This is a genomic window from Oscillospiraceae bacterium (assembly GCA_035353335.1).
Taxonomy (GTDB): Bacteria; Bacillota; Clostridia; order Oscillospirales; family JAKOTC01; genus DAOPZJ01.
In genome coordinates this window covers 1-12,757 of the sequence record DAOPZJ010000064.1, presented here as the reverse complement: position 1 = coordinate 12,757, position 12,757 = coordinate 1, and the positions used below count along the sequence as shown (strand labels likewise).

The 12,757-nt window shown below is 49.3% G+C and carries 13 protein-coding genes and 1 tRNA gene; 12 read left to right on the top strand and 2 right to left on the bottom strand.

Annotated features, from left to right (window positions below):
• The first annotated feature begins 197 nt into the window (after positions 1–197).
• Positions 198–548 (top strand): hypothetical protein, encoded by a 351-nt coding sequence (locus PKH29_11230; protein ID HNX15407.1) that lies wholly within the window; start codon positions 198–200, stop codon positions 546–548.
• A 140-nt stretch (positions 549–688) separates the two neighbouring features.
• On the opposite strand, the gene PKH29_11225 is transcribed toward PKH29_11230, so the two are convergent.
• Both PKH29_11225 and PKH29_11220 read right to left on the bottom strand, forming a co-directional pair.
• Positions 689–1,321: an undecaprenyl diphosphate synthase family protein gene (locus tag PKH29_11225; GenBank protein HNX15406.1), complete on the bottom strand. Its 633-nt coding sequence runs from the start codon at positions 1,319–1,321 to the stop codon at positions 689–691.
• 262 nt (positions 1,322–1,583) lie between these two features.
• Positions 1,584–1,659: transfer RNA gene (locus tag PKH29_11220), tRNA-Pro, on the bottom strand.
• 224 nt (positions 1,660–1,883) lie between these two features.
• Between PKH29_11220 and PKH29_11215 the strand changes: the two genes are divergently transcribed.
• The 11 genes from PKH29_11215 to PKH29_11165 all read left to right on the top strand — a co-directional run bounded on the left by PKH29_11215 (position 1,884) and on the right by PKH29_11165 (position 12,687).
• Entirely contained in the window at positions 1,884–3,482 is a 1,599-nt protein-coding gene (locus tag PKH29_11215; GenBank protein ID HNX15405.1) for a glycosyl hydrolase family 18 protein, read from the top strand.
• Between the two features lie 98 nt (positions 3,483–3,580).
• Positions 3,581–3,742: a hypothetical protein gene (locus PKH29_11210; protein HNX15404.1), complete on the top strand. Its 162-nt coding sequence runs from the start codon at positions 3,581–3,583 to the stop codon at positions 3,740–3,742.
• 122 nt (positions 3,743–3,864) lie between these two features.
• On the top strand, positions 3,865–4,743 hold the full coding sequence (locus tag PKH29_11205; GenBank protein HNX15403.1) for a DUF368 domain-containing protein: 879 nt from the start codon (positions 3,865–3,867) through the stop codon (positions 4,741–4,743).
• A gap of 18 nt (positions 4,744–4,761) precedes the next feature.
• Positions 4,762–6,030 (top strand): NAD(P)-dependent oxidoreductase, encoded by a 1,269-nt coding sequence (locus PKH29_11200; protein HNX15402.1) that lies wholly within the window; start codon positions 4,762–4,764, stop codon positions 6,028–6,030.
• 308 nt (positions 6,031–6,338) lie between these two features.
• On the top strand, positions 6,339–6,764 hold the full coding sequence (locus tag PKH29_11195) for a DUF3795 domain-containing protein (protein HNX15401.1): 426 nt from the start codon (positions 6,339–6,341) through the stop codon (positions 6,762–6,764).
• Positions 6,765–6,833: 69 nt separating this feature from the next.
• Positions 6,834–7,520, top strand: coding sequence for a CDGSH iron-sulfur domain-containing protein (locus PKH29_11190; protein ID HNX15400.1), 687 nt, complete (start codon positions 6,834–6,836; stop codon positions 7,518–7,520).
• A gap of 121 nt (positions 7,521–7,641) precedes the next feature.
• Positions 7,642–8,697, top strand: a complete 1,056-nt coding sequence (locus PKH29_11185; GenBank protein ID HNX15399.1) for a uroporphyrinogen decarboxylase family protein — start codon at positions 7,642–7,644, stop codon at positions 8,695–8,697.
• A 118-nt stretch (positions 8,698–8,815) separates the two neighbouring features.
• On the top strand, positions 8,816–9,484 hold the full coding sequence (locus PKH29_11180) for a DUF998 domain-containing protein (GenBank protein HNX15398.1): 669 nt from the start codon (positions 8,816–8,818) through the stop codon (positions 9,482–9,484).
• A gap of 147 nt (positions 9,485–9,631) precedes the next feature.
• On the top strand, positions 9,632–10,933 hold the full coding sequence (locus tag PKH29_11175; protein ID HNX15397.1) for a D-serine ammonia-lyase: 1,302 nt from the start codon (positions 9,632–9,634) through the stop codon (positions 10,931–10,933).
• A gap of 139 nt (positions 10,934–11,072) precedes the next feature.
• Positions 11,073–11,396, top strand: coding sequence for an L-rhamnose mutarotase (locus PKH29_11170; protein HNX15396.1), 324 nt, complete (start codon positions 11,073–11,075; stop codon positions 11,394–11,396).
• A gap of 49 nt (positions 11,397–11,445) precedes the next feature.
• Complete coding sequence (locus PKH29_11165; protein HNX15395.1) at positions 11,446–12,687, top strand: uroporphyrinogen decarboxylase family protein; 1,242 nt, start codon at positions 11,446–11,448, stop codon at positions 12,685–12,687.
• Positions 12,688–12,757: the final 70 nt, after the last annotated feature.

Genomic DNA, 12,757 nt, shown 5'->3' with positions numbered 1-12,757 from the left:
CGTTCGCTACCTTTTTCCTTCCCTTACTTTGTAACACATCAATTGTAATCTTACAGTTTTTATTCTACTTTTTATACTCTCATCCTTGCTTTCACGGGAAATATTGTGTATAATATGTCACAATGCGTATTTTTGTTGTTTATCGATTGCGCAGGAATCGCCGAACGGCAAATGTGTTGAAAGGTCGTTGCCCCAGTATGAACTTGTTTCTCACGGTATCAGCATTTTTCAGAAGCGAACTCGCGCTGTTAAAGATTTCCCCGTATGTTTATATCGGAGCCGGCGTGCTCGCCGTGTTGCTGTTGTTTTTGGCGCTTCGCGCCCGAAAATCAAACACGGCGGAGCCCGCTGTCGAATCCGCTCCGGTTTCTCCCATCGTCTCCGCAGCCGGTGAGGGCGACGAACTGATCGCGGTGATTGCCGCAGCCGTTTATGCGTTCGGCGAGAGCACCGGCAAAACGCTCGCAATCCGTTCGGTCCGCCGCATTCAGGACCGCAGACCCGTCTGGGCCTCGGCCGGCGTATATGAAAACACCCGCCCCTTCTGATCTGTAAATCCTGAGACGAACATTAACGTATCATATGTTTTAATGCGGAGTGATTTGAACGTCACTCCGCTTATTAATAATTTCTAGTCCTTATATAAATATTAAATTCTGATTTCTTAATTCTGAATTGAATATCCCATCTATCCACCCAGCGTCACATCGCAGTCCTGATACCAGCTCAAGGCATTCAGGAACTGCGATTTCTGATAATCCGGCCAGTAATCATCAATTGTATAAAAATCGGCATAGACCGATTGGACCGGCAAAAAGCCGCTCAACCGACGCCTGCCTCCCCACCGGATGATCAAATCGACCCTTGAGATGTCGTGAGAAGCCAGCTGCTTGTGTTCCTCAAGATTTTTCAAATCCCACTCCCAGTCATAATTGACAAAAAAATTGAGATCAATCAACCCCCGCCCGAAATGTACCCGGTGATTCGCATAGGGTTTCAATTTTTGCGGAAATGCGGGAGAGTCGGTATTCCCGACCACGAGCAAGTTTGCGTCTTTTCCGCTCAAAAGCCCGACCGCATCCACACAAGCCTTCGTAAATGCCTCACGCTGGTCCACGGCTCGTTTATTGTTATCTTTCGTAAAACCGTAAAAAGTGGCTTCTTTGACGCCGTACTCAATCATCGTCCGGTACAGTTCAAATCCGGGGGCGACGCCGTATCCGTATCCGTCCCCTTTTGCATAACCGCGCTGCTGCGCCCATCTTCTGTTGCCATCTGGGATAATCCCGATATGTGTGGGAATTCTTCTGAACGTTTCCATATTAACACCTGTCACGACTTGATTCATAATCCGGTTTGCATGTGATTTCCTTTCAATCACGGCGTTAGTATGCCCATGATACAAAAAACCTCATTTTATTGCTTTTTCTGCAAAAAGATGCCTTGCGGCACCCTCCTCTTAATTTTTAGTCATGTGTGAAACTCCCGCTTCGCGGTTTATCGGAGTGACAGGAGTTCGAAAGGTTCGAACCCTCCCTGCAGGCATAAAATAAAGAGATACCGAAAAGTACCTCTTTATTTTATGGTCGGAGTGACAGGATTCGAACCTGCGGCATCCTGCTCCCAAAGCAGGCGCGCTACCAACTGCGCTACACCCCGTTGCGTTACTATTTTATACGCTTACCGGGTGTTTTGTAAAGAAGAAAAGAAAGATTTCATTTTGATACTTGTTTTTGAAGCAAAGATATACGGCGGTGTACAACTAATACTCTGCTTACAATAGAATTCCGGGAATGCTTGATTTTTTACCATGATTTAATCATTGCATCCATACCGGATTTTAAATATACTGAAAATGATATCAAAAGGAAAGAGGGGATCGTATGAACAGGAAGTTGCAATACATAAAATTCTTAATCTCATTTGTAATTGTTGTTATGCTGCTTACGCAGAACACGGGCTTATATGCGGCAAGCAGAAAAAAAGACGTAACCCCTCCGACATCGCCGACCAATTTGACCGCATCGGCAATAGGCGCAACTTCGGTGACGCTCAAATGGACGGCTTCTTATGACGCTAAGGGAATTGCCTCTTATCTGATTTATAAAAACAGCGTAAACATTGCTTCGGCGACCGGCACGAGTTTCATGGTGAGCGGACTTACCGCTTCTTCTTCCTATCAATTTTATATCCGGGCAAAAGATTACAGCGGAAACATCTCTTCGCTCAGCAATATCATTGCCGTTACCACTCTTCCGTCAACTGTGACGCCGCCTGCCGCTTCATTAAACTCTTCGAGCTCTTCATCTGTTTCTTCTGTACCGTCAACATCGGCGGCTCCGTCTGTACCTTCTTCAACTTCATCTGTCCCGCCCGTATCTTCTTCTGTTTCATCTGCGGCTTCTTCCGTACCGTCTGAGCCCTCCCCTTCCAAAATCATCTCGGGCTATTATGCGAGCTGGTCGGCTTACAGCGGCTATACCCCCTTGAATATCTCCGCGTCAAAGCTCACCCATATCAATTACGCCTTTGCCAAAATCGGGGATGATTTAAAAATCACTCTCGGCGACCCGTCAATCGATGTCACAAATTTCACCAAACTCAATCAGCTCAAAGCGTCCTATCCCCACTTGAAAACTATAATTTCCGTCGGCGGATGGACTTATTCCGATAAATTCTCCGACGCCGCGCTCACCGACGCAAGTCGGACGGCTTTTGCGGGCAGCGTTGCCTCATTCATCAAGCAATACGGCTTTGACGGCGTTGATATCGACTGGGAATACCCCGTGAGCGGAGGTCTTTCGACCAACACCTACCGGCCGGAAGATAAGACCAACTTCACCCTTCTGCTTAAAAAGCTGAGAGAAAAACTTGACGCTCAGGGGCTCATCGACGGCAAGAAATATCTGCTCTCCATTGCGGGCGGCGCCGGCAGTACATATATCAAAAATACGGAACTGAGTCTCATCGGCAGTTCTGTCGATTATGCGATCGTGATGACTTATGACCTTCACGGCCCCTGGGATTCCTACACCGATTTCAATGCCCCGCTCTATATGCCCACCGCATCGTCTCCGCAATATAAATTAAGCGCGGATTCCTGTGTCAGAGCCTGGATTGCGGCAGGCTTCCCGGCGTCCAAAATCGTGCTCGGCATCCCGTTTTACGGTTATATCTACAACGGCGTACCCAATGCAAACAACGGTCTCTATCAACCCTATACAAGCGGCAAATCGATCACCTATGACAGCATTTTGTCTGGTTATTTAAACAATTCGGCCTATAATAAATATTATAGTTCCGACGCGAAAGTGGCCTATCTGTTCAACGGCTCCGTCTTTATCACCTATGATGATCCGGCTTCCGTTGCGGAAAAAGCGAACTATGCGAACCTTAACAATCTCGCCGGCATCTCCGTCTGGGAGCTCTCACAAAACAAAGACGGCGCACTGCTGAATACGCTTTATTCAACCATTCAGTAATGCACTCGTGCGCAAAGCAAAGCATAATTCCTTTCGCCGCCGGAAAACTATTTAAACAGTCGTTTGAAATCGGTTTTCAAACACGCGAAAGGATGGTCATGATGGCGAAAGCAGGGATGCGAAGGCCCGATCCCGAACAGCCGCACGGAACGGAGAGCAACCGTAAACTGCAGATTTCGAAGAACGATTTGACGCCCGTTCCCGAAATACAAGGCAAGGCGAAAACCGGTAAAGAAAAAGCTAAACCGATCCAAAAGTAAGTAAAACGCCCGTTCCGCTGAGCGGGCGTTTTCGCATTCTTTTTCGTTCTTGAAAAAGATGACATATCCTGTTATAATAACAGGGTGATTCGGTTTTTACCCACTTCAAGCGAAGAAAAAAAATAACGGAGTTCAACATGGCAAAAAAGGCATCCGGAAACTTCTTTTACCGCGTCCTGTGCGGTGCTTTTCTCGGAATCAGCATCATCGCCCCGGGCATCAGCGGCAGCATTATGGCGGTGATGATGGGCATTTATAACGATCTGCTTGAGATCGTCTCGAACCCGCTTAAAAATTTCAAACGCAACTTTTTTTATATTCTGCCGATGGGAATCGGCGCCGTTTTAAGCATATTCCTGCTTTTGCAAGTCCTCGATATCCTGTTCGAAAAATATCCGACACCCGCCTATTTGCTTTTCATCGGCCTGATCGCAGGCAGTATGCCCACCGTATTCGAGGAGACCGAAAAGCCGTATAAACCGCACTATTTTATCGGCGCGCTTTGCGCGTTCGCCTTTGCAATCGCCATCGGGACACTTGCCAAAAGCGGCGTGGTCTCAACGGTGCAAACCACTTCCTCGGGTATGATGCCGCTGTGGTATCTCGCGGTAAGCGGCGCAATCGCCGGCGTCACGAGCATGATTCCCGGTATGAGCGTTTCGATGATGCTGATGATGCTCGGCGTCTACGAGCCGCTTCTCAAGGCAGCCGCGAAACTTGACGTGCTTATGGTGGGGCCTGTGGCGATCTGCTTTCTCGCCGGCATGGTTTTATTTTCAAAACTGACAAAACACATTTTTCAAAAATACCGCAACTTTGCCTATTTTATGGTACTGGGCTTTATGACCGGCTCCATCTTTAACATCTTCCCCGCGCTTCCGGTCGGTTTGACCGAATGGCTTCTGAGCGCGGCGGCGATCGGTATCGGCATCGGTATCTCTATCCTGTTCCGGCAGCTCGGCAAAAAGTTCAAGACCGACGACGGTCTGTCAATAATATAATAAAGGAAGCGGATTACCATGAGCAAGCACGTCATTGAAGACGCAAAGCGGTGCCTTCAGTGTAAAAAGCCGATGTGCACCGAGGGCTGTCCGATCCGGACCCCCATCCGGGAAACCATCGGTCTGCTGCTTGACAGCAAAATTTCCGACGCAGGAAAAATGCTGTTTGAAAACAATCCGCTTTCGATCATCTGCTCGCTCGTTTGCCCGCAGGAGAACCAGTGCGAGGGTCACTGCATCCGCGGAAAGCAGGGCATGCCGGTTCAAATCAGCGCGATTGAAAATTACATCTCCGACTATTATCTGAGTATCTATAAACCGACTCCGTCTGCTAAGAACCGCGGAAAAGTCGGGATCATCGGTTCAGGCCCCGCCGGCATCACCATCGCTTTCTTTTTATCGCAAAAAGGTTATGACATCACCATTTACGAAGGCAACGATCAGATCGGCGGCATCCTGCGTTACGGCATCCCCGAATTCAGGCTGCCCAAAAGTATTTTGGACCGCCTGATGGACACTTTGATCGCAAGCGGTATCAAAATCCGCCCGAACACCACCATCGGGGCAAATCTCAGTATCGATGATTTATTCCGTGACGGCTTCAAGGCGATTTTTATGGGCACCGGCGTCTGGCGCCCGCGCAAACTCAATATTAAAGGCGAGTCGCTCGGAAACGTTCATTTCGCCATCGAATATCTGCGAAATCCCGACGTTTATCACCTTGGCAATCGCATCGCAATTATCGGAGCCGGCAATGTCGCAATGGATGTGGCCCGCACGGCTTTCCGGCACGGCTGCCGCGAGGTTTTCATCATTTGCAATATGGACGAGTCCGTCATTTCCGCTCGCGACGTTGAAGTGCAGTACGCCAAAATTGACGGCGCAAAATTCATTATGAATAAAACCGCAGTCGAATTTACGGATGAGGGCGTCATCCTCGCCGATTCCGAAATTTACACCGACGAAAACGGTGAAAAACAAGCGCGCCCTGCCCCCGGAACCGAGGAACTGTTCCGCTCCGACTCGGTTATCGTGGCAATCAGTCAGGGGCCTCGTTCCGTCATCGTTTCTTCGACGGCCGGAATTGAAATCAAAGACACCGGCCTTGTCGCTGTCAACGAGGACGGCCGAACCACCCGTGAGGGCATTTTCGCATCGGGCGACGTTGTCACCGGCGCAAAGACGGTCGTCGAGGCGGTCAAGGTCTCACGCCGGGTGGCGGATTCCATCGACGCCTACATCACAGATAAATACATCAACGGCAATGAAAACTACATCTGGCTGTAATTTCAAAAAGCAAGTTACCGCATTGATTTTCAAAAACCATTGTTTGATAAAACCGCTTTTCTATAAAGGGAGGGCGGTTTTATCATAAAAGCAAATCCCTGGAATATATCGTTTTTTATCATTAAGCATGATATAATTATTGAATCCGAGTGACATGAATCTATGGGAGACAATGTTTTGTTGCAATTCAGTTAACGATTTCATCTCAAGGTTAAGGCACCCGTACCTACCCGGTCAAAATCGAAGATAGCGACATTCTGAATGGTATGGAATAGTACTTATATTACCTATTCGGGAGGGGGTTAAAAATGTCCATCACCGTCATCGCGCCCTGCGGTTTGATCTGTGATCTCTGTTCGGCGTTTCAACGGCAAAAAAACCGCTGCCCGGGCTGCACCGCAGAGGGCATCAAGCCCTTATCCTGTTCAAAATGCATCATCGTAAATTGCCCGGAAAAGAATGGCGATCCCACCGAACTTTGCAATTTATGTTCAAAATATCCCTGCAAGCGCTTAAAAGCTCTCAACAAACGCTATTCAACCAATTACGGCGAAAGTTTATTCGAAAACTTTCGGCAGATTGAACTGCTGGGCCTCGATCATTTTATTACCGAAGCTGAAACGTTTTGGAGCTGCCCCGGCTGCGGGGAATTGCTTTCGGTTCACCACCCGCAATGCACCCGTTGTAAAACCGCGAATATCCACTATCTTCGAAAGCCGAAATCAAAACCGTGAATAAACATTAAACCTTCAGGAGCGGATGCCGAATCGCTGCCGTAAAAATAAAAAACGAGGTCAATAAACATGGAAACGAATTCGAAAAACCCCAAAATCAAAATTTTAAAAGATGGACCCTATTTCGTATCCGGCAGCGTATCTTTATCCGAGAAACTGATAGTCTCGCGAGGACACGGATATATATTAGAAGAAGGACGGGAACTTCCTCAGTCCGCCGAATACGCTCTCTGCCGCTGCGGTCACTCGAAAAATCCGCCTTTTTGCGACGGAACGCATGTAAAAATCGGTTTCAAAGGGAACGAAACCGCATCAAAATCCGGTTTTGACGACAGAGCCGGGATCCTGCACGGCCCCGGTCTTGACTTGCTGGACGACCGGCGCTGCGCTTTTGCCCGGTTCTGCCACCGGGAACAAGGAAACGTCTGGGAACTGACCGAACACTCAGGCAATCCAAAACTCAAAGATGAAGCAATCCGGGCGGCAAGCGAATGCCCCGCCGGAAGATTGGTCGCAGCGGAAAAGGACGGCAAAAAGATCGAGCCCGCTTACGAACCGGCGATCGAGATTGTACAGGATCCGGAGGAAGGGGTCAGCGCAGGAATTTTCGTCAAGGGAAACATCCCGATTGAATCGTCTGACGGCACTGCTTATGAGGTCAGAAACCGTGCGGCTTTGTGCCGCTGCGGCAAATCGCAAAACAAACCGTTCTGCGATGCAACACATATCGAAATTAAATATACCGACAAAAAGTAGTCGTTATCCGTTCATGCCGGAGGTCAATCGCGATTGACTTCCCCGGATTTTTATACTAAAATGAGACCCGGTTTTTCCATTCAATTCAACATCGGCAGCCGCCGTTAAGGAGTAAATAGATATGACAGAGAGAGAAAATTATCTGCGTACGGTTGATTTCCGTTACCCGGAATACATTCCCGCCATCATCGGTATGAACATGGCCTCGCGTATCGAACATAAGGGCGACATGGATGCCGTCATAGCCCGTTTTCCCGAATTCTTCCCGTACTTAAACCCCGAACAGGCGACGGATTATGCCGTATACGGCGACGGCACCTGCGACATCACCGAACAGGACGCCTGGGGTTATCAATGGCATTATAAAATGCACGGCATCGAAGGTTTCGTGAGCGGCCATCCTCTCAGCGACTGGAGCAAATTCGAAACCTGGAAAGCACCTGACTCCGACTTATGGCTCGACCGCGGCGGAAAGCGCGATTGGCCGGCCGAACTCAAAGAAATCGCCGAGCGGAAGAAAAACGGTTTGTTCACCCGCGGCGGTCTTGTCCACGGCTTCCTGTTCCTGCGCCTGCAATACCTGATGGGTTTTGAAAATCTGATGATCAACATGGCGGAGGAAGACCCAAGGCTCTTTGAATTGATCGATATCATTGACCGTGAGAATTTGAAAATCACCAAACATTATTGTGATGCCGGAGTAGATTTGATGGAAATGCCCGAAGATCTCGGCGCAGAAAATTCCATGCTCATCAGTAAGGAGATGTTTCGCAAGTACATCATCCCATCCTATCGGAAGATGATCGCCCCCTGCCGTGAAAACAACGTCCGCGTCTCGATCCACAGTGATGGGTACATTCTTCCGATCATTGATGATCTGATCGAAGTCGGCATGGACATCATCAATCCGCAAGACTTGTGCAACGGTATTTATAATCTTGAAAAAGCCCTCAAAGGAAAGGCCTGTATCCGTCTCGACCTCGACCGGGTCAAAATTACGCCGCGCGGCACCCGCGCTGAAATTTTCGAATTGATCGAAGAGGAGGTTAAAGTCCTCGGCTCCGAAAAAGGCGGTCTCGAGTATGTCTACGGCGTCTATCCCCCGACCGGTCCCGAACAGGTTTCCTATGTCTGCGAGGCGTTTCGGAAATACCGCACCTATTGGCATGACCGTTAATTTATCAATTTACGACGCTTTCGGGTATATTTCATTGGCATTATTGTAAATCCTATATGATATGGGATCGCCTTACCTTTGGCGCTTGCCGCTTTATTTAAAGAAGAGGGATTCATACATGTCGAAAGACCGGAATAAATTCAAACGCCTAATGTGTTTCACAGGCGTATTGTCTCTGGTGTTTTACGTTCTTCATGACTATATCGGCGGTTTGAATTATCCCGGTTATGACCGTCTGAGTCAAGTTGTCAGCGACCTAACGGCAGTCAGCGCACCGTCTTATGTCATTGCAAACGGCCTGACTGCGGTTTATGGATTGTTTGGTTCTTTATGCTGCACAATCGTCAGTTTGATTGTCTGTGAAAACGTAGTCGGGAATCGTTTATTACGGCTTGGCGTCTATTTGTTTACCGTCATGAGCTGGATTTCCGCCATCGGCTTTTCTTTGTTCCCGCTCTCGCAGCCCGGACCTTCCGCAGCCGCTTTCCGGGATATCATGCACATCTATGCAGTGACCTTTTCCAGCGTCCTGCTGACCATCGCCTCATTGATTCTGATCATGATCGGCGGAATCAAAGCCCGCCCGCTGGCCAAAGGCTTGCCCTTGATTGCCGCAGTCGCGCTTGCCTGCATCTTGATCGGTACATTCGGTGTCGGGTTGGTGCCGCACGATTATTTCGGCCTCGTTGAGCGTTTCTGCGCCTACAGCCCGGCTGTTTTCACCGCCGTTCTGGGTTTATACGGCTTGCGTTTTTTAAAAGCCTCAAGCCGAATTAACTATTTATAATCATCAATTCCTATTAAATTCGTAAACAAATGATCTTGTTTTAGCGCAGCAAGGCAACGATTACATAATCTATTTCGTGCGATATTACGATTAAGGAAAAATATAGACAAACCGGGTGAAATTATTCTGCTTTTCATGGAGATTCATATGAAACCGATCATCGATATCAACACGGAGCTTCTGGAAGATCTGAAAAACGCCCGACCTGTTGTTTGGGTCAATCCCGAACTGAAGCCTTTCGACGAGGTAAAGTCCGGCCTTGCCCTGCACCGGGAAGATATCGTCGATGCCGAGGAAAGATTAATGCGGTTTGCTCCCCTGATCCAACGGATTTTCCCCGAAACAACCGTCAGCAAGGGCATCATCGAATCACCGCTGCGGGAGCTGCCAAAGATGAAAACGGCACTTGAGAAGCGTTACGGAATTCAAATCACCGGCAGGTTGTTTTTAAAATGCGATCACGAATTGCCGGTCGCCGGCTCGGTCAAAGCGCGGGGCGGCATTTATGAGGTGTTAAAGTTCACCGAAAAATTGGCCGAAGAAAACGGTTTTGACCGAAAAGACTACGCTTCTCTTGCCGATGAAAAATGGAGAAAGTGTTTTTCGGCCTATTCCATTCTGGTGGGCAGTACCGGCAATTTGGGCCTTTCTATCGGAACAATGTCGGCAGTGCTGGGATATCGGGCCGTGGTGCATATGTCCGCGGACGCCAAAGAGTGGAAGAAGAACCTGCTGCGCAGCCGCGGCGTCGAGGTGATCGAACATCCGGCGGCCTATTCGGTGGCGGTCTGCAACGCCCGTGACGAAGCCAAGAAAGACGATCGCAGTTACTTTGTGGATGACGAACATTCAACCGACCTCTTCTTGGGATACGCGGTCGCCGCTGACCGGCTGAAGAGTCAGATGGACGCACTGGGGCTTGCCCAGACTCCGGAATCGGCCTTAGCCGCCTACCTGCCCTGTGGTGTGGGCGGCGCTCCCGGCGGGATCACATTCGGGCTCAAAACCGTTTACGGGGACGCGGCAAAGAGCTGGTTTATCCAGTCTGCTCAATCCCCCTGTATGCTGTTGGGAATGGCGTCAAAACTTTATAACGGTATTCGGGTAGATGATATCGGTTTGTCCGGCAAAACCGACGCAGACGGTTTGGCAGTGGGAAGACCCTCAGGCCTGGTCAGCGGGATGATGAAAAATTTGGTCAGCGGTATTTGCACCATCGCCGATGAGGAGATGTATCCGCTGTTAGCATTGTTAAAAGAAACAGAGGACATCTATATCGAACCCTCGGCCGCCACTTGTCTGTTTGGCCCGGTGGCTGCGGCAAAAGCGGGAAAAAAAGCCGATATTCATATTTGCTGGGCTACCGGCGGGTCGATGGTTCCAAAAGAGACGGCTCAAATGCATATTCAAAAAGGAAAGCAAATGCTGGTGCCCGTGAGTCCGATTTAAACGAATGTTATCGCAGCCCTTACCGTGTAAATACCGCATCTTTGCGGTATTTTTTTTACATTGTTTTTTTTGTAAATAAATGTTATACTGAGTATAATTTACATCTTATTTTCAACAGAAACTTGAGAGGGAGAATACCATGAAACGTTATGGTTCCGTTATCGCCGTCCGTCAGGAAAAACTTGAGGAATATAAAAAACTGCATGCCAACGCCTGGCCGGAGGTGCTTGCCATGATTAAAAAATGCAGCATTCAAAACTATTCGATCTATTACCGCGACGGTCTTTTATTCAGCTATTTTGAATACACCGGCACCGATTACGCCGCCGATATGGCCAAAATGGCCGCCGACCCGGTCACACAGGAGTGGTGGAAACACACTGACCCCTGTCAAGAACCGGTTGACACGGCAAAGCCCGGTGAGTGGTGGTCACCGGCCGAAGAGGTTTTTCACCTCGACTGAAAGTTGGAAAATAAACTCTTTAACTTATAAACCGAAAAGGACAACACCTATGACTTCCAGAGAACGCGTTTTAACTTCCGTCAATCATAATGAGCCCGACCGTGTCCCGCTCGATCTCGGTTCCACGCCGAGTTCGGGGATTTCCGCAATCGCTTATAACAATTTAAAACAGCACCTTGGCATCACCGACGGCAATACCCGTATTTACGATGTCGTCCAGCAGCTCGCCCAACCTGAAGATATAATGATTGAACGTTTCGGCGTCGATGTACTCGATATCGGGCGCGCCTTTAACACCGAAGACGGCGACTGGTATGACATCACACTCCCCGACGGCGGCAAAGTCCAGTATCCCGCATGGTTTCGTCCGACCGAAAAACCTGACGGCAGCCATATCGTGCTTGACGAAGACGGAGATAAGATCGCCCAAATGCCGCCGAGCGGTACCTTTTTTGACCAGACCTGCTTTCCGTATATAGACGGGTATCCCGCCGATTATAAAGACCTCGGCAAGGCCATGAATAAAGTGCTTTGGCAAAAGCTCGCCCACAGCCCATGGGACAACGCCGCAACGCCGGATTTTTACGAGAAACTGCGTGAAAAAGCCCTATTCCTGCGACAAACCACCGACAAGGCGCTGATGATCGTCTGCGGTTGCAACCTGTTCGAATGGGGCACCTTTTTGCGCCGGATGGACAACTTCCTCGTGGACTTGCTTTTGGAACCGGAAGAAGTCGAGAAACTGCTCGACGCATTGATGGAACGCCACCTCGCCTCGCTCGAAAAGGTCTGCGCGGCGGTCGGCGATGTGGTGGATATCCTGCGGTTCGGGGACGATTTAGGAACGAACGACGGCCCGTTTATGGCCCCACAGATTTACCGCAAGCTCTTTAAGCCCCGCCATACCATCCTCTGCGAGTATGTTCACAAGCACAGCAAGATGAAGACCTTTCTGCATTCCTGCGGTTCCCTGCGCGCCTTGATGCCTGACTTGATCGAGGCGGGCTACGATATCTTAAATCCGATTCAAACCACCGCGCGAGGCATGGACCCGGTCGAACTCAAGCGCGAATTCTGCCGCGACATCACCTTTTGGGGGGGCGGATGCAACACCCGCTGGATTTTAAACCGTGCGACACCCGCCGAGGTCTACGATTATGTCAGCCGAATGCTCGACATCTTTATGCCGGGCGGCGGTTATGTCTTCAACACCGAACACAACATCATGCCCGATGTTCCGCCCGAAAACATCCTCGCGATGTACAAGGCGGTGCACGATTTCGGTAAATAGAATTGTAAGAAAAATTTAAGGGTCTTGACTAGAACAGCGAGGAGTAGTAAGCTGTAAACGAGGTCAAGAT

Coding starts and splice junctions, on each gene's coding strand:
- PKH29_11230 (HNX15407.1), top strand. CDS start 198: ATGAACTTGTTTCTCACGGTATCAGCATTTTTCAGAAGCGAACTCGCG.
- PKH29_11225 (HNX15406.1), bottom strand. CDS start 1,321: ATGGAAACGTTCAGAAGAATTCCCACACATATCGGGATTATCCCAGAT.
- PKH29_11215 (HNX15405.1), top strand. CDS start 1,884: ATGAACAGGAAGTTGCAATACATAAAATTCTTAATCTCATTTGTAATT.
- PKH29_11210 (HNX15404.1), top strand. CDS start 3,581: ATGATGGCGAAAGCAGGGATGCGAAGGCCCGATCCCGAACAGCCGCAC.
- PKH29_11200 (HNX15402.1), top strand. CDS start 4,762: ATGAGCAAGCACGTCATTGAAGACGCAAAGCGGTGCCTTCAGTGTAAA.
- PKH29_11195 (HNX15401.1), top strand. CDS start 6,339: ATGTCCATCACCGTCATCGCGCCCTGCGGTTTGATCTGTGATCTCTGT.
- PKH29_11190 (HNX15400.1), top strand. CDS start 6,834: ATGGAAACGAATTCGAAAAACCCCAAAATCAAAATTTTAAAAGATGGA.
- PKH29_11185 (HNX15399.1), top strand. CDS start 7,642: ATGACAGAGAGAGAAAATTATCTGCGTACGGTTGATTTCCGTTACCCG.
- PKH29_11180 (HNX15398.1), top strand. CDS start 8,816: ATGTCGAAAGACCGGAATAAATTCAAACGCCTAATGTGTTTCACAGGC.
- PKH29_11175 (HNX15397.1), top strand. CDS start 9,632: ATGAAACCGATCATCGATATCAACACGGAGCTTCTGGAAGATCTGAAA.
- PKH29_11170 (HNX15396.1), top strand. CDS start 11,073: ATGAAACGTTATGGTTCCGTTATCGCCGTCCGTCAGGAAAAACTTGAG.
- PKH29_11165 (HNX15395.1), top strand. CDS start 11,446: ATGACTTCCAGAGAACGCGTTTTAACTTCCGTCAATCATAATGAGCCC.